Raw genomic sequence first — 17,322 nt, 5'->3', positions numbered from 1 at the left:
CATGTTATCATTCGAAATGTGAAAAAAATATCAAACTAAAAAACAATTAAGAACAAATTTAAGAGAAAGAAGGAACTTACTAAATGGGAGACTCAACATTATGTCTTGAAAAACAGCCATTGAATGATGAAATGCTGGAAAAAATGAATGCTTACTGGCGTGCAGCCAACTAGTTATCTTCATGTCAGTTATATTTACTAGATAATCCTTTGTTAAAAAAACCACTAGCAATGGATCAGATAAAAAAGAAAATCGTTGGACACTGGGGAACTGTTCCTGGACAAAACTTTGTTTATGTGCATTGCAATCGTGCAATCAAACGTTACGATCTAGATATGATCTTATTATCTGGTCCTGGACATGGCGGAAACTTTTTAATTGCAAACACTTATCTTGAAGGTACATATAGTGAAGTTTATCCAAATATCAGCCAAGATGAAGAAGGAATGAAAAAAATGTTCAAACAATTCTCATTCCCTTGTGGAGTTCCAAGTCATTGTGCACCAGAAACTCCTGGTTCTATTAATGAAGGTGGAGAACTTGGTTATTCTATCGCTCATGCATTTGGTGCTGTTTTTGATAATCCAGATCTTATTGCAACGGTTGTTGTTGGAGATGGTGAAGTTGAAACAGGTCCTCTGGCAACTTCATGGCAATCCAATAAATTTTTAAATCCGGTAACAGACGGAGCTGTTCTCCCAATTTTACATTTAAATAGATACAAGATCAGCAATCCAACGATCTTTTCACGTATTCCTCACGATGAAATTGAAGATTTCTTTAAAGGATGTGGATGGAAACCATACTTCGTTGAAGGTGATGATCCAATGACTATGCATAAGAAGATGGCTGAAACAATGGATACTGTAATTGAAGAAATTAAGGCTATTCAGAAAAATGCACGTGAAAATAATTGTGCGAAGAGACCAAAATGGCCAATGATCGTTCTTCGTACTCCAAAAGGATGGACTGGTCCAAAAGTTGTAGATGGACAGCAGATTGAAGGATCTTTCCGTGCACATCAGGTACCACTTTCTATGGAAAGCCCAGAACATCTGGATCAGTTAAAAGAATGGCTGGAGAGCTATCATGCAGAAGAATTATTTGATGAAAATGGACATTTAATTCCAGAACTTGCAGAACTCGCATCAAAAGGAAATGCACGTCTTGGAGCAAATCCTCATGCAAATGGTGGTCTGCTCTTAAAAGATCTTCGTCTTCCTGATTTCCGTGATTATGGTATCGAAGTTGATGCAGGAAAAACAAAAGCACAGGATATGATTGAACTTGGTGGATTTATCCGTGATATTTATAAAGAAAATAAAAACTTCCGTATTTTCGGACCAGATGAAAGTATGTCAAACCGTCTTTATCGTGTATTTGAAGTAGAAAATCGTGACTGGAATGCAGAATTATTAGACAGTGATGATTGCCTTGCACAGAATGGACGTATCATGGATGGTATGTTAAGCGAGCATATGTGTGAAGGATAGCTGGAAGGTTATCTTTTAACTGGACGTCATGGATTCTTTGCAAGTTATGAAGCTTTTATTCGTATTGTTGATTCTATTTCAATAACAATACCTGGTGCAATTTCTTTATGTTCCACTTCTCTTTTCAATGGTTTTTCTGATTCTGGAACTTTCATTTTTGAAATATTTACAGGAAGATCAATATGTGAAGCTCCAGGGCGTTCACTTTCTGCATATTTAAAAGCAAGTCTTACAATTTCACTAATTGTATCCGGCCTTACGACTAGTTTTGTTCTCTTTGTAATTGGCTCAAACATTTTACTAAGATCTAAATATTGATGAGAAGTAATATGCATTCGTTCCGTTCCAACCTGACCAGTAATTGCAACAAGAGGTGCTCCATCTCCTGTAGCATCTGCAACTCCAGTCACAAGGTTTGTAGCACCTGGACCAAGGGTTGATAAACATACACCTGCTCTTCCTGTCAAACGTCCATAAACATCTGCCATAAAAGTAGCACCCTGTTCATGTCTTGTTGTAATAAACTTAATACTAGAATCCTTTAGTGCAGATATTAATTCCAGATTTTCTTCTCCTGGAATTCCGAAAATATATTCTACACCTTCTGTTTCTAAACATTCTACAAGCAACTGTGATGTAGTTTTTTCTTTTACATTATGTCTCATTTTTTTTTCCTAGTTTGTAAAATATAAGTTGTGATTTTTTCATTTAAAATATTTGTCCATCGTCAGACTTCAAAAGCCGTAACAACTTCTGTAATATCATAAATCTTTTTTCTTTCCATTATATTAGCATACCTCTTTCCTATAAGATCTGCAAGAAAAATAAAAAATGTAAAAAGTCAGAAAATAAATTGCTTGTGTACATATGTTTTAGTACACCAATCTCCGTTTATCATGATTTTCCTCATTTGAAATAAAAAGAAAAAGGCATCCCTATGCAATGAAAATTTTTAACATTGCTGGAACACCTTTGTGGCTATTATATGATTAATCTTTAAAGATATGCTCAATGTTTCAAAAAACATTTTTTTCTTTACTTATTGTGCATTTGCACAATCTTCTATTTTCTTGATAACTGCCAGAAGGCTACAGCACTTGCGGCTGCTACATTTAGAGAGTCTACGCCATGTGCCATAGGAATTTTTACAGTATAGTCACAAGAATCAATGGTTTCTTGTGATAGTCCATCTCCTTCTGTTCCAAGAATCACGGCTAATTGATTTTCTGATAACAGTTTTTGATCATCAATACGAACAGAATCATCTGTTAAAGCCATTGCAGCTGTTTTATAACCAAATGTCCTTAATTTCTGAATACCATCTTTGGGCCACGAAATAGAGGCATCTAAAAATGTCCATGGAATTTGAAAAACCGTTCCCATACTTACGCGAATAGATCTTCGGTATAATGGATTCGTACATCCTTTACTCAACAGAACTGCATCCATATTTAATGCTGCTGCTGAGCGAAAAATAGCTCCAATATTCGTTGGATTCATAACATTTTCTAAAATTACAATTCTTTTTTTATCCCGACATATTGCTTCTACAGAAGGCAGTTTTTTACGATACATAGCGCATAACATTCCTCTTGTCAGTTGGAAACCGGTTAGTTTTGTTAAAATATCAAATTCTGCTGTATAAACTGGTGTGTCTTTATATAATGTAATAAATTCCTTTGCTTGCGTATCGAGATGTTTATGCTCTACAAGAAAAGAAATTGGTTCATATCCAGCTTCTAAAGCTGTCTTTATAACTTTTGGACTTTCTGCAATAAAAATACCTTCTTGTGGTTCATAGTAATGAAACAATTGTACCTCAGATAATCTTGCATAAATATCAAGTTCTGGAGCCTTGAAATCTGTAATTTCTATAATATTAGACATTCAAAATACCTCTTTCTCTGAAAGTTTCTTTTTTCTTTAAAATGATAAGCGCATTTGATTCCAAACAACATTTCCATGAACAGATTTCGAAATTCCTTCGTTTACAAATCCAAATTTTTGATAAAATGGAATCAATTTGTCTTTACATGTCAAAACCAAGCCTTTACGGCCTTGTTTTTTAGCATCTTGGATTGCTTCTTGAATTAATATACCAGCATATCCTTTTTTTCGATATTCTGGTCTTGTATTAACACCGAAAATCATTTGCCAATCCCCATGTATATCATGCATCTCAGCTTTTTTATACATTTCATCTGTTAAATCCTTTTGATTAGTTACCATTCCATCAACAAAAGCAATCAGTTTTTCTCCTTCAAATATTAGCCAAAAATAGTCTTTATAATAATACAGCCTTTTCTTAAAATCTTCTTTTGTTGCTGCTTCTGCTGCTGGAAAACATTCCTTTTCAACATCTGCAATTTGTTCGAGATCTTTCATAGTTGCTCTTTTTATTTCCATTTTTACTCCCTTTTAACGAATTGGACATTCATTTTTTGACTCAGGACCTACTCCTGATATATATCTTGCGTGGAATTCCATATTAACCTGGCGTAATTCTTTTTTTCCTTCAATATAGTCATCATACATTTCTATAATTCCTGCACTGCATCCATCGCATTGGCCAGAAATATTTCCTATGGATTCTGCTACAATTTTTTCTCTTTCTTCTTTTGTTGTATCTTTAATTAATATACTCATTTTTCTTTTCCTTTTCTATTCTTATTATATTCTTATAAAATTATAGTGTTATTTTTTAAAATGCAATTTTGTTTTTTTATAAATATAATATATAAATAAAATTTTAAGATTTTTTCTTGTTTAATGGTTGATTTTTTGTTTTTGGGAAAATTTGGTAAAATTTTCCCAAAAATTTCCGCCTGCGGCGGATTCTATATAGAATCCGCCGCAATAATAATATTTTTACAAAGTATTTAATTTGTAGTTTATTAAAAAAAATTATTAATTTTAAATTAAAATAATTATTTATATATATTTTCAAATTTTTTTTGAATTTGAGGAAAAGGTATTATTTTTTGTAGTTGATTTTTATGCGGCCCAATACACTTTTCCATCCAAACCATATCATACCATTTATTAAATTTATAGCCACTTTTATAAAATTTTCCGACCATACGATATCCAAGATGTTGATGATAACGAACACTATCTTTTGTTAAATGCTCATCTTCTACCTCTGCTGGATCTGCAATACAAGCATCTAAATTAATAATATGTTGCATAAAAAGTGCCCGTTCTAATGCTTCATATAATTTTTTCCCAATTCCATTTCTTCTGGCATCTTTATGTACATAAATTGTCGTTTCCACAGACCAATCATATGCAGCCCGTTCTTTAAACGGGCCTGCATATGCATATCCAAGAATTTTTTTATTTTCTTCCTCTACTAAATAAGGATATTTTTGCAAAGTATCTTCTATTCGTTCTTCAAATTCTTTCAACGATGGAACTTCATATTCAAAAGTAATCGCTGTTTCTTCTATATAATAAGCATAAATATCAAGTAATTGTCTAGCATCTTCTTTCGTTGCAACTCGTATCATATCTATTATTTCTCCTCTAGTTTTGCATATAAATCTGTTCTTTTTGTAACATTGGATATCTTATCAACTGATATCCATCAAGATTTTCTTTTCTCATATCAATCCCTGTAATCTGATGACGATCATAAGTTGTATAATAATAAATCCCCAGATCTGTATTTGCACAAGATGTATAAATTGTAATTTCATATTTTCCATCTGCCACTTCACAACATCCTCTTTGCTGATCTACAGATCCAAGGATATGAAAGAATTGACTAACACTTTTTTCCTCATCTTGTTCTGATTTGGCATTCATTTTTGTAAATGCAACTTTCGCAAAACGAGAAGTTGACGACAAATCTCCCGGAAGTCCAATCGCACCCATTCCCCTACTATAAAAGCTCAATGGAAGATCTTTAGAAAATAAATTCTCTGGCTGTTTCGGTGATAAACTCATATACTGATTTAATAAAAACATCTGCTGCTCAAATGGTGGATTATTGGTAAGCACTCCAACTGGATTTTCATAAACATATAATCCATCTGCCATGGATTCTACAGTAATCGCTTCTTTTTTATCTGCAATGATCCAATGAAGTTGTGATGTTGGCAGCTGTTCACTAAAAGCAGTATGCGTAATATTTATTTTATTTAATGCTTCTTTTGCTTCCTTTACACTGGCACATGTTCCAAGAATCCATGGAATAAACTCAAACTGTGCTACATTATTTTTTTCTTCCTTTACATCCTGATAAACTGCATTTCCGACAAAATTAAGACCCGCAATACCAAGTCCTTTTTCATTAATCCCATCATAATAAAGTGGATAATCTCCAGCGACAAATGCCACACCAATCATAGCATAATGACAGTTAAGAGTTTCCATATGACGAAATGACAATACATGATTCCTTGGTGTAATTACAATTTCCTCTCCATAAGAAAATTCATAATCTAATGTTCGACCAAAATAAAAATCCTTTGTCTTATAAGTTGCTGCAGTACACATAATCTTTCCTCCATATGCTTTATTTTGTATCTATATATAAGTATATTTCCAAAAAATTACTTCGTCAATCAAAAAAATAACAAAGAGTCATCAACAACCCTTTGTTATTTTTGCTTTTTTTATAATTAAGTATCCAATAATTCCACTGAAGATTCCAACAATCACACCACCTAATACATCCGTTGGGTAATGAACATATAAATACATTCTGGAAAATGCAATCAAGATCGATATAACAAGTGCTATCTTCCATAACCATTTTTCCCCTGCTAAGTAAAGTGCAATCACACAAGCAAATGATGCTGCCGTATGACCAGAAGGAAAAGAATAGTCTTTTAGTGGTGCTACTAATAACGTGACTGTCCTATTCACATTATATGGACGTACCCTTGCAACCAATGGTTTCAAACATAAATTACAAATGATAAGATCCACGAGCAATGCTGCCAAAAGAATCCATCCTGTCTTTCTTGTCTTCGGCCTTATAAGCATCACAATTGTCAAAAGAATCCACAAAATTCCTGCATTTCCAAGACTTGAAATCAATGGCATAATAAAATCGCCAAATGGCGTTCGTAACGTTTGTATATAATTTAAAATCTGAAGTTCCAGTCCCATATTTTACGCTGCCTTTTCTTACTTTTTACAATAATTTCATATGGTATTATAACACAGACTACAGATATCTACAAATCATTCGTTCGGTTTAAAATAAAACTTTCCAGCCAGATGCTCTGTTTTTACTGCATTAATAAAGGCATGAGAATCTGTTTTTCGAATAGCTTCGATCACCTCTTTGCTTTCTGATTTTGATACAACTGAATAAACAACCTGACGTTCTTCATGTTCATAAGGCCCTTCTCCATTCATAATGGTCGCACCATGATGTGAAACTTTGGAAATTGCCTCATATACATCCCACGCACGATTTGTAACAATAAATAATGTTTGTTGCTGATATTTGGTGTACAAAAGATGAAGCACCTGTGTTGATGTATATTGAAAAATAATAGAATATAACGCTTTATCCCATCCAAATAAAATACCTGCAATGGCAAGAATCACTGCATTTAATCCAAAGATAAGATTCCAAGAATCAATTCCTTTTTTCTGTGAAAGAAAAATAGCAATAAAATCCGTTCCTCCAGTTGTTGCATTCACAATTAAACACATACTGATCACAAAACCATTAATCAATCCACCAAAAATACTAATCAAAAGTGTGTCATAGGTAATTACATATCCTGGGATAATATCAGTAAGGAAACCAGTCAGCAAAATTGTAACACAAGAATATAAAGTAAATTTTTTCCCAATAAAACGAAATCCAATATAAACCGGAATCGCATTTAAAATAATATTAACAACCGAATACGGAATCGCCACATGCAAAAACATCGACGCACTTCTCTGAATTAAAAGTGCAAGACCAGTTGCTCCCCCTGGATACAATCCTCCAGTCCTTACAAAAGATTTAATATTTAAAGCCATAATGACCGATGCTAAACATACAACAAATAACCGCTTTCCATCTTTTTTTAAATCAAATTTCATCTTTTTTATCCTCCTGGACTATTTCCAAGATTTTCTGTTTCATTGATAAATACGTCGTTTCTTCTGCTTGAAAAATTTTATGAACTCCCAACTTTCTTAATTGTTTTGTTGTTTTATTTCCAATACTAAAACATGGCATTTTTTCTTTCCATATTTTAGCATCTTCTTCCTCCATTTTTGCAAAAAATCTACGTACAGAAGATGCACAAGAAAAAGAAATTCCACAATAGTCTGAAATTTGTGCAGCCTCTTCTTCCGTTTTTTCTACATTTTCATAAAGAATTTTTTCATGGAAATCACAAATCTGTTTTAATCTATTTTTTAGATTTTCACCTCCCATCGTTCCTTTCATGTGCCATACACAGTCAGTAATAGAAATTTTATCTTTCAAGAAATTAACTAATGCGTCTTCTCCTGCTTGTTCTGGCATCCAATCTGCAAAAACTCCAAAAGACTCCAAAGTCTTTGCCGTTTGTTTTCCAATGACTGCAATCCTTGTTTTAGAAAGGCAACGAATATCTAATTTTGATTCTTTCAAGTTTTTCATAAAACTTTTCACACCGTAACGACTCGTAAAAATCAAAACATCCATCTTTTCTATTTCTTTTTTCTCCCATCGACATTGTTTCAAACAAATCTTACCTGTTTGAAATTCCTTGACCCATAAACCATCTTGACATAATACTTTTGTGAGCTCAGAAGTCTTTTCTCCAACTTTTGTTACAAGAAATAAGCGATTAGAATCATCATTTTTTAGCTGACTGCGAAGTGAAACAACCTCTCCCACCACAATAATTGCCGGTGAAGTCAATCCTTCTTCTCTCACCTTCTTAGAAAGATTGGTAAGAGTTCCTGTACAAACTTTCTGATTCGGACTTGCCGCATGAGAAATAACGGCTGCTTTTGTATCTTCACTCATTCCCTCTTTCAAAAGTCTATTTAGAATTTCTTCAAGTTTTGATAATCCCATCAAAAATACAAGCGTATCTTTCGATCTCGCCATACTATGAAAATCAAGGTCTGCAAGCTGGTTTTTTCGATCATGCGCTGTCACTACATGAAAACCAGTCGCAACACCTCGATGTGTCACAGGGATCCCTGCACTTTCTGGTCCTGCAATACAGGAGCTAATACCTGGAATTACCTTGAATGGAATCTGATGTTCGAATAAGAAGAGTCCCTCTTCTCCACCCCGACCAAATACATAAGGATCTCCACCTTTTAAACGAACAATCTTCTCATATTCCATTGCTTTTTGTACCAACAAATGATTGATCTCTTCCTGCTTCATCGTATGATGATGATTTTCTTTTCCAACATAAATTTTTTCACAAGATGCTTTTGTTTCATTTAATAATTCTTTTGGAATTAAACGATCGTAAATAAGGCAATCTGCATCTTGGAGAATTTCTTTTCCCTTAACAGTTATCAAGCCAGGATCTCCCGGTCCCCCTCCGATCAGATAGACCATTCCAGACAATTTTTTACGAATTTGCCTTGCTGCCTGTTTTGCAAGTTGTTTTGGATCATTTCCAAAAACTCTTGTAAACGCCAGTTTTTTTCCATCTTCATCTCCAAAAACAGCATCCAAACGATAACTATTCCCATCTTTTTGGCACCGTGCACCAGAAGGTGTATGACAGCTTCCACCAATTTCCTCTAAAAATGTCCGTTCTCCCTGCATTTGCATAAAGGTCTCTTCATCCGCAAAATGATCAAGCATTTCTTTTAATTGAATTTGGTCTTTTCGAATTTCGAGGGCAAGAATCCCCTGTGCAGGCGCTGAGATCATCTCTTCTGGTTCCAAATATTGCGTAATATAGTCCTGCATTCCAAGGCGCAATAGCCCTGCGGCTGCCAAAACAATTCCATCAAGCTTTTGCTCCTTCATCTTTCGGAGTCTCGTATCTACATTTCCCCGAAGATTGACAATTTGAAGGTCCGGACGAAGTCTTTTTAGCTGGAATGCTCTTCGTTTACTCCCAGTACCAATCATAGCCCCATATTTTAACTTTGAAAGACTTTCTGCTTCTCGAAGGATCAAAACATCCCTTGGATCTTCTCTTTTCCATGACTTTGTAAAGATAAGCCCTGATGCTGGAGAAGCTGGCATATCCTTCATGCTATGAACACCCATATGAATCTCTCCCGAAAGAATTTTATCTTCAATTTCCTTTACAAACAGACCTTTTCCTCCAATCTCATGCAAAGGCTTATCTTGTATTTTATCACCTTTCGTCCGAATCACAGCAATCTCAAAGGTATGCATTGGATAAGCATCTCTAAGCCTTTTACATACATATTCTGTCTGAGTCAAAGCAAGTTTTGATCCTCTTGATCCTATGATATATTTCATACTTCTTCCCTTTCCGTCAAATTTGAAATAACTGATGTACAATTTTTTTATAAGTATCTTGTTTTTCCTTCGTATCTAACTGTTTTAATTCCTGGATCGGTTCCCGAATCATTCTTTGAAGAGAAGCATTTAATACTTTTTTTAATAACTTCTTTTCTCGATCCTCCAAATCCATTTTTTGTGACAGGTAATGATAACTATCCTGAGCAATTTCTTGGCATCGTTCCTGAAGAGACTGTATTGTCTCATCCATACGGCTGACTTTCAACCATTCCAGTGTTTCTCTTTTAAATTCTTCAATCAGTTGGCTGCTTTCTTTGCAAAGTCTTTCTCTTTCTTTTAAGTTTTCTCTCGAAATTTTTTGTAAATTATCTAAATTAATTAATTTAACTTGTGGATATTGGTCTAATGTTTGATCAATATCTCTTGGCGTTGCAAGATCAAGAAATACTGTTGAATGAGACAGATTTACATTCTCCTTTTTCACCACAAGATGGGGAGATGCTGTTGCCGATACAACCAAATCACATTGACAAATGGTGTCATATCGCTGTTCATACCGTATAATTTTTATATTTTGAAACTGTTTTTGTATCTTCCCTGCATGAGCTAACGTTCTACTGCAAAGAAAAATTTCTCCAGCCCCCTCTTCATTTAAATATCGAAGTGCTAAAACTGCTGTATTGCCACTTCCAATAATCAAAACGGTTTTCCCCTTAATCCCACAAGCTTTTTTAGCTTCCTGAATGCCAATATATCCAACGGATAATGGTTTTTCACTAATATGAAACTTTGTTTTTATTTTTTTTGCGCAAGTAATCGCATCTCTTACAATCTTATTTAATTCTTTCTTACTATGACCCATAGTCCTAGAAAAATCGATGGCATTCTTTACCTGACCAAGAATTTGATCTTCCCCAAGAACCATAGATTCTAAGCCTGCTGTTACACGAAATAAATACGAATACGCTTCTTCTCCTTCCATTTCTCGAAGATAGACATCTAAATTCAAATCTGGAAACATCGATTTATATAATGCTTTCATTTGTTCTTTTTGTGTTTCAGATTCAAAACAATAATAAACTTCACTTCGGTTGCAAGTAGATAAAATCATCACCTGCTCCATTCCTTTTTCCTCTGCCAAATGAAAAAAATCCATCTTTTTTTGATCTGTAAAAGAAATATAGTCACGAATATTTAAATCTGCACGCTGATAATCAACCCCTAAAATTCCAAACTGCATAGGGCATCTCCCATCATCTTACATGTCATTTCAATGTCTTCCTTGGTATGGGCATCTGAAAGGAACATTGCTTCAAACTGAGAAGGAGCCGTGTAAATATTATGATCTAAAAGATAACCAAAATATTTTGCATATTGATGAATATCGGATGTCACTGCACTCTCATAATCAACAACTTTCTCCTTTGTAAAGAATACACTCATCAAAGAACCAATCCGATTAACGCACACATGATCTCCTGCAGCTTCTTTTACTGCTTGTTCCAGTTTCTTTGTTTTTTCTTCTAATCTTTTATAAATTTCAGGATCTTCTTTTAATATTTTTAATGTTTCAATTCCAGCTGTAGTCGCAATTGGATTCCCTGACAAAGTTCCCGCCTGATAAACCGGTCCATCTGGAGAAATCATTTGCATAATATCTCTTCTTCCTCCATAAGCACCAATCGGCATTCCGCCACCTACAATTTTTCCAAGTGTCGTAAGATCTGGTTTGATCTGATAATACTCCTGAGCACCACCAAGAGACAACCGAAATCCAGTAATCACCTCATCAAAAATAAGCAAAGACCCATGTTTTTTTGTAATTTCACGAAGGAATTTCAGAAATCCAGGTTTTGGAAGAACAACTCCCATATTCGCAGCGACTGGTTCCACAATTACAGCTGCAATTGTCTCTGGATTTTCTTTAAATAAAGCTTCCACAGAAGAAATATCATTATATTCTGCAACCAGTGTATTTTTTGTATCATCCGCCGGTACTCCTGCACTATCTGGTACTGAAGTCGTCATTGCTCCAGAACCCGCTTTTACAAGTAAACTGTCGGAATGGCCATGATAACATCCACGAAATTTTATAATTTTATCTCTCTTTGTATATCCACGAGCAACACGAATTGCACTCATCACAGCCTCAGTTCCAGAACTAACCAAACGATTAACTTCCATAGATGGAATCAATTCCGAAATAAGATTAGCTAAAAGAACTTCTTTCTCTGTTGGCGCACCATAGGTAAGTCCCTTATCACATGCCTCTTTTACTTTGTCAATCACTCTTTTATGTGCATGTCCTAAAATTCCTGGGCCCCAGGAACATACATAATCTATATATTCATTTCCATCGACATCAACAATCCGATCTCCTTTTGCCGTATCCATAAATCTAGGTGTACGATCTACTGCATAAAAAGCTCGAACTGGACTATTAACTCCTCCTGGAATTCTTTTCTTCGCACTCTCAAATAGTTGTTCTGATCTTATTGTCTTCATTTATTTTTCCTCTTCTTTCAGCCATCTTGCTACATCCAGTGCATGATAAGTAATAATCATCTTTGCACCCGCACGCTTTAATCCTGTCATATTTTCCATAACAATTCGTTTTTCATCAATCCAACCATTTGCAGCTGCTGCCTTTACCATTGCATATTCTCCACTGACATTATAAGCTACGATCGGAATATTATAATTCAAAGAAGCTTCCTTAATAATATCCATATAAGCTAACGCAGGTTTTGCAATAATCAAATCTGCCCCTTCTATAAGATCTTCCTCAATTTCACGCAATGCCTCTTGTCCATTCGCTGGATCCATCTGATAAGTCTTTCGGTCTCCAAAACCAGGTGCAGAATGTGCGGCATCACGAAACGGTCCGTAATAGGCTGATGCAAATTTAGCACTATAAGACATAATTGGAATATAAGTTAATCCTTCCTGATCCAATGCCTCACGAATCGCAGCTACACGCATATCCATCATATCACTTGGTGCAATAATATCTGCTCCTGCTTTTGCATAACTAACTGCTGTTTTTGCAAGCAAAGGCAATGTTTCATCATTTAAAATAACCCCATCTTTTACAAGTCCACAATGTCCATGCGATGTATACTCACATAAACATACATCTGCAATAATCAAAAGATCTGACCATTCTTTTTTTATCTGACGAATTGCTTTCTGAACGATTCCATGTTCATCATAGGCTCCACTTCCAACTTCATCTTTATGATCTGGAATTCCGAAAATTAAAATGGCCTTAATTCTTGCTTCTTTGATTCTTTCCATTTCTTCAGGAAGACGATCCAAAGAATACTGATAAATACCAGGCATAGAATCTACTGGATGACAAATATCGCTTCCCTCTGTTACAAAAATCGGATAAATTAGCTCATCCACCCGTACATGTTCTTCTCTGACCATATCACGTAAGGCTTTGCTTGTTCTTAATCTTCTTGTTCTATCCATTCGTGTTTCCTCGATTCTTCATTGTATTTTAATATAATCTGCTCTATTATATCATGATCTAAGGACATATTCTTCTCTAAACTTAAATTTAATAATTCTTTATATAGTACTTTTCTTCTTTTTTCCGGCCATACCAATTTTTTTACAACTTCCCGAATCTCTCCAAGAGACTCTGAAATTTGTCCAAGTTGTTTTGTCAATGTAGGACGGATTTTCTTTTTTAAATACTGTGTAATCACAGGACTTTGTCCGCTACTGCTAAAAGCACCAACGACTTCTCCTTCTTTTATGTAAGATGGAAAAATAAAACTACAATCTTCTTTCTGATCTACCGCATTGACTGGTATATTTTGCTCCATACAAAACTGGCTAATCCTATGGTTTTCTTTTTTATCATCCGTAGCAGCTACAACTAATTCTACAGATTTTAAATCTTTTTCCTCAAAAGACCGAAAGATCCGGCAAATATCATCTATTTGCCGAATCTGTTCGATTATATCAGGAGCAACTACTGTAACCTCCGCCTCAAAATCTTTTAAAACTTTGATTTTTCGAAGAGCCACCTTGCCGCCACCGACTACAAGGCATTTTCTGCCTTTTAATTGTATAAACATTGGAAAGTACGCCATCGTCTCTTACCTTAAGTATGCAGCTGCAACTTCTTTTACACCTTCTGGATGTTTTAACAGCCACTGATCAAATGTCGTCTGTTCTTCTTCTACACTCTGTCCAAGTTTTACAAGGAACTGTGGTACCTCTTCCTCTAATATAAATCCAAGTTCCTCGCCCATTCTTTCTTCTCCCTGACGGTCACATCCATTAAAATGAAGCGTATATCCAGGATAGGATACCTTGTCAATTACTTTAACTCCCCCATGGAATCCAATGACACCCGTCTGATGCGTTCCACAAGAAGAAGTACAACCAGAAATGTGAATCTGTGGAAGAGAACCATCTTTTAATCCAGCTTCTCTTTCCGCCTTCACTGCCTTTCGTAAAAGTCCCTGTGAATCACGAATTCCAACCTGACAAATGGTTGCTCCAATGCAAGATACAGAAGTCTCAAATACCGTTTCAGCACCATCTGCTGTAACATTAAGGACTTTCTTCGCTTCATTTCCTGTTAAATTAACAATATACATTGTCTCATCTGGTGCAATTCTTGCTTCTACCGCATCCATATCTTTAATTACATCATAAATTTCACCAAGTTTCGAAGGCTTTGGACAGCCACCAATTGGATGATATACAACTGCATACAAACCGTCTTGTTTTTGTGCAATCACACGTTTTCCTTCAATAACAGATCCATCTCCCTGTTTTGTAACCACAACCGGCTCCACATGAAGATCAAGATCAATCCCAGAATCAAATACTTGTGCAAGTTTTTCCTGATAAGCTTTTACATATCCTTCTTCACCAAGTGTCTCCTGCATATAACGACTTCTTGCACGACCTCTTTGTTCATAATTACCGTAAGCAATAAAGGTTTCTCTCATTGCACAAATATAATAAAGAATCTTTTCTGGTGCAACCGCCTCTGCAACTTTCAGTCCAAATTTTGGATTATTTCCAAGACCTCCAGCACTATATACATCAAATGTTCCATCTTCTCTGGCTGTAAATCCAAGATCTCGATAGGTTGCATGCGTTTCATTCGCCGGACTGTTGGAAAATCCTACTTTCAGTTTTCTTGGAAGTGCTGGCATTTTAATAAAAGTCATTAAATATTCTCCTGCAGCTTCTGCATAAGGAAGAACATCAAAATATTCCCCTTTTTCTACACCAGATAATGGTGAAACTGTTACATTTCTTGGGAAATCTCCTCCGCCTCCCATTGTTACGATGTCATGATCCAGTGCCCCTTCCATAATACCATAAATAGCTTCTGGTAAAAGATTGTGAAGCTGAATCGTCTGGCAAGTTGTTAAATGAACCTTATTTACATCATATTTTTTAATACTATCTGCAATAAATTTCATCTTATCTTTTGTCAAGTGTCCTCCAGACATACGAAGACGAATCATACTTGCTTTTCCATCTTTTTGCGCATAACTTCCATATCCGCCGGAAAATCCTTTATAAGCGGCTTTTTTTAATTCTCCTGCATAAAATTGGTCTGTCTTTTCTTTAAATTCCGCCAAATCTGCTTTCCAGGTTTGTGAATTTATCTTTTCCATAAAATTCATTTTCCTTTCTGTGAAATATTCATTCTATTTTCTCTGATGATTATATCACATTGATGCATGTAATTGATACTGATTTCCTTTTTCTTCTAAAAAATTTTGTACAGCATTTGCAAGATTTCTGTGTCCCGTTTCATCCATATGTTCCATATCTCTTTTGCTTGGAACGGCTACATCTGAAGCAGCCAAAAAATCACATCCATATTTCCATGCAATTTTTAAATAAGTCTGTTTTAATTTCTTAGAAATTGTCACAGAATGACGATCAAATTCTGGATCAAATTTAGGTTTCCATACATCTTCTCCAAGCTCAATTGGAGAAATAAGTAAAATATCAATCGAAGGATCTTGTTTTCTAATTTGTCCGATCAATTTCTCAATTCCTTTTCCAATCCGTTCCGCAGATGCATGATTATATGTTTTACAATCATTTGTTCCAAGCATCAAAACAACTTGATCAAGCGGCGCATGTGTCTCAAGCAACATTGGAAGAACTTTCGAACCATTTCTTCCATCTCTTGTTTCATCATCAAAAACAGATGTCCTCCCACAAAGCCCCTCTTCAATAATGCGGTATCCTTTGTCGTAAAGACGATTTGCAAGAATTCCTGTCCAACGTGTATCTCTATCATATCGTTTGGTTGTTCCCGGAATTAAACCATACGTATTGGAATCTCCAAAGCATAAAATTTCCTTCATGGTATCACCTCTTCGTTATATTTCATATTATTTCAATAGGAATAATATGATTATAGAAAATCATAGAAGAAAAGTCAATAGTTTTATGAAAAAACAAGAAAAAAGTACGATTTACAAACAAAATTCTTGTTTTATCGTACCTTTTACTTGAATAAAAAATTATTTATCTTTCTTCTGTCTTTAAAACACTATCTTTTTCCGTTATTTTTCGTAAAACTCGGCATGGATTTCCAATCGCAATTACATCCGATGGAATATCTTTCGTTACCACACTCCCAGCTCCGATCACACTATTTTTTCCAATCGTAACCCCTGGAAGAATCGTAACAGAAGCTCCAATCCATACATTATCTCCAACAGTAATCGGACTTGCCTGTTCAAATCCCTGATTTCTTTCTTTTGCCAAAAGTGGATGAGCTGCTGTATACATTCCACAATCCGGACCAATAAAACAATGCTTTCCAATGGTAATCGTTGCGCCATCCATAAGATAAGCTCCATGATTAATAAAAGTTTCGTCTCCAATCACACAATTATATCCATAATCCGTGTAAAAAGGTGATAAAATTTCTACTTGATTTCCCATTTTGGGCAGAAGCTTTGCTAAGGCTTCCTGACGTTTCCTTTTTTGTTTTGGATTTGTATAATTAAATTCAAAATACAATGCCTCTGCATTCTCGCGTTCTTTTAATAATTCTTCATCATAATTGGCATCATACCATAATCCCTTTTTTAATTTTTCACGCTCTGTCATTCCAAAAACTCCCTTCCAGTATCTTTTTTCCTATTTCTCAAAAATCTTTATTCAATTATATTTTTATAATTCAGGTATAATTATCTGAAAAACAGGAAATCTGAATATCATAAGCATCAGGGGAAAATCAAGCATGAAATCGTGGACATCGATCACTCTCACAACGGCACGGATGGTTACCGAACTGTGCACGCTTATCTTCTTCGCAAGGGATACAGCATCAGTTGTGCAACTGTCCATAAGTACATGAATACTGAGCTTTGGTTATTTTCAATTACAAGGAAACGCAAGCCAGACTAT

General features: G+C 35.1%; 16 protein-coding genes and 2 pseudogenes. 2 read left to right on the top strand and 16 right to left on the bottom strand.

From position 1 onward, the window contains the following. Nucleotides 1–185 precede the first annotated feature (185 nt). Nucleotides 186–1,511: pseudogene (locus KQI71_RS05310) on the top strand (phosphoketolase); the annotation flags it as partial. A 26-nt stretch (nucleotides 1,512–1,537) separates the two neighbouring features. On the opposite strand, the gene KQI71_RS05305 reads toward KQI71_RS05310, so the two are convergent. The 16 genes from KQI71_RS05305 to KQI71_RS05230 all read right to left on the bottom strand — a co-directional run bounded on the left by KQI71_RS05305 (nucleotide 1,538) and on the right by KQI71_RS05230 (nucleotide 17,022). Beyond that, entirely contained in the window at nucleotides 1,538–2,158 is a 621-nt protein-coding gene (locus tag KQI71_RS05305; RefSeq protein ID WP_330655301.1) for a thiamine pyrophosphate-binding protein, read from the bottom strand. Nucleotides 2,159–2,555: 397 nt separating this feature from the next. After that, nucleotides 2,556–3,380, bottom strand: coding sequence for a TrmH family RNA methyltransferase (locus KQI71_RS05300; protein ID WP_216434798.1), 825 nt, complete (start codon nucleotides 3,378–3,380; stop codon nucleotides 2,556–2,558). Nucleotides 3,381–3,416: 36 nt separating this feature from the next. Next, nucleotides 3,417–3,899 carry a GNAT family N-acetyltransferase gene (locus KQI71_RS05295; RefSeq protein ID WP_216434796.1) on the bottom strand — a complete coding sequence of 161 codons (483 nt, stop codon included), beginning with the start codon at nucleotides 3,897–3,899 and terminating at the stop codon, nucleotides 3,417–3,419. Between the two features lie 12 nt (nucleotides 3,900–3,911). Further along, nucleotides 3,912–4,139, bottom strand: a complete 228-nt coding sequence (locus tag KQI71_RS05290) for a purine biosynthesis protein PurH (RefSeq protein WP_216434794.1) — start codon at nucleotides 4,137–4,139, stop codon at nucleotides 3,912–3,914. Nucleotides 4,140–4,420: 281 nt separating this feature from the next. Further along, on the bottom strand, nucleotides 4,421–5,002 hold the full coding sequence (locus KQI71_RS05285; RefSeq protein WP_216434792.1) for a GNAT family N-acetyltransferase: 582 nt from the start codon (nucleotides 5,000–5,002) through the stop codon (nucleotides 4,421–4,423). Nucleotides 5,003–5,018: 16 nt separating this feature from the next. Beyond that, nucleotides 5,019–5,993 carry a choloylglycine hydrolase gene (bsh, locus tag KQI71_RS05280; protein WP_216434790.1) on the bottom strand — a complete coding sequence of 325 codons (975 nt, stop codon included), beginning with the start codon at nucleotides 5,991–5,993 and terminating at the stop codon, nucleotides 5,019–5,021. A 90-nt stretch (nucleotides 5,994–6,083) separates the two neighbouring features. Further along, entirely contained in the window at nucleotides 6,084–6,611 is a 528-nt protein-coding gene (locus KQI71_RS05275) for a phosphatase PAP2 family protein (protein ID WP_216434788.1), read from the bottom strand. A gap of 75 nt (nucleotides 6,612–6,686) precedes the next feature. Next, complete coding sequence (locus KQI71_RS05270; protein ID WP_216434786.1) at nucleotides 6,687–7,547, bottom strand: YitT family protein; 861 nt, start codon at nucleotides 7,545–7,547, stop codon at nucleotides 6,687–6,689. Continuing rightward, entirely contained in the window at nucleotides 7,537–9,903 is a 2,367-nt protein-coding gene (gene hemC, locus KQI71_RS05265) for a hydroxymethylbilane synthase (RefSeq protein WP_216434784.1), read from the bottom strand. The genes KQI71_RS05270 and hemC overlap by 11 nt, the downstream gene beginning before the upstream one ends. Nucleotides 9,904–9,919: 16 nt before the next feature. Further along, nucleotides 9,920–11,146, bottom strand: a complete 1,227-nt coding sequence (gene hemA, locus KQI71_RS05260; protein ID WP_216434782.1) for a glutamyl-tRNA reductase — start codon at nucleotides 11,144–11,146, stop codon at nucleotides 9,920–9,922. Then, nucleotides 11,128–12,411, bottom strand: a complete 1,284-nt coding sequence (gene hemL / locus KQI71_RS05255; protein WP_216434780.1) for a glutamate-1-semialdehyde 2,1-aminomutase — start codon at nucleotides 12,409–12,411, stop codon at nucleotides 11,128–11,130. Before hemL ends, hemA begins: the two co-directional genes overlap by 19 nt. After that, the gene (hemB, locus tag KQI71_RS05250) at nucleotides 12,412–13,383 is read right to left on the bottom strand and encodes a porphobilinogen synthase (RefSeq protein WP_216434778.1); all 972 of its coding nucleotides are present in this window, start codon (nucleotides 13,381–13,383) and stop codon (nucleotides 12,412–12,414) included. Then, on the bottom strand, nucleotides 13,362–13,997 hold the full coding sequence (locus KQI71_RS05245; protein ID WP_253287950.1) for a precorrin-2 dehydrogenase/sirohydrochlorin ferrochelatase family protein: 636 nt from the start codon (nucleotides 13,995–13,997) through the stop codon (nucleotides 13,362–13,364). Before KQI71_RS05245 ends, hemB begins: the two co-directional genes overlap by 22 nt. Before the next feature lie 21 nt (nucleotides 13,998–14,018). After that, on the bottom strand, nucleotides 14,019–15,563 hold the full coding sequence (locus KQI71_RS05240) for a nitrite/sulfite reductase (RefSeq protein WP_216434774.1): 1,545 nt from the start codon (nucleotides 15,561–15,563) through the stop codon (nucleotides 14,019–14,021). 54 nt (nucleotides 15,564–15,617) lie between these two features. After that, entirely contained in the window at nucleotides 15,618–16,268 is a 651-nt protein-coding gene (locus KQI71_RS05235; protein ID WP_216434772.1) for a GDSL-type esterase/lipase family protein, read from the bottom strand. Between the two features lie 163 nt (nucleotides 16,269–16,431). Then, on the bottom strand, nucleotides 16,432–17,022 hold the full coding sequence (locus KQI71_RS05230) for a sugar O-acetyltransferase (protein WP_216434770.1): 591 nt from the start codon (nucleotides 17,020–17,022) through the stop codon (nucleotides 16,432–16,434). A 75-nt stretch (nucleotides 17,023–17,097) separates the two neighbouring features. Here KQI71_RS05230 and KQI71_RS05225 point away from each other — a divergent pair. Next, nucleotides 17,098–17,322 (top strand): annotated as a pseudogene (locus KQI71_RS05225) (IS3 family transposase); the annotation flags it as partial.

Origin of the sequence: Anaerostipes sp. MSJ-23 (assembly GCF_018918155.1) — a bacterium.
Lineage (GTDB): Bacteria > Bacillota > Clostridia > Lachnospirales > Lachnospiraceae > Anaerostipes.
The sequence above is the reverse complement of the archived record's forward strand: the minus strand, read 5'-3'. Positions and strand labels throughout refer to the sequence as shown.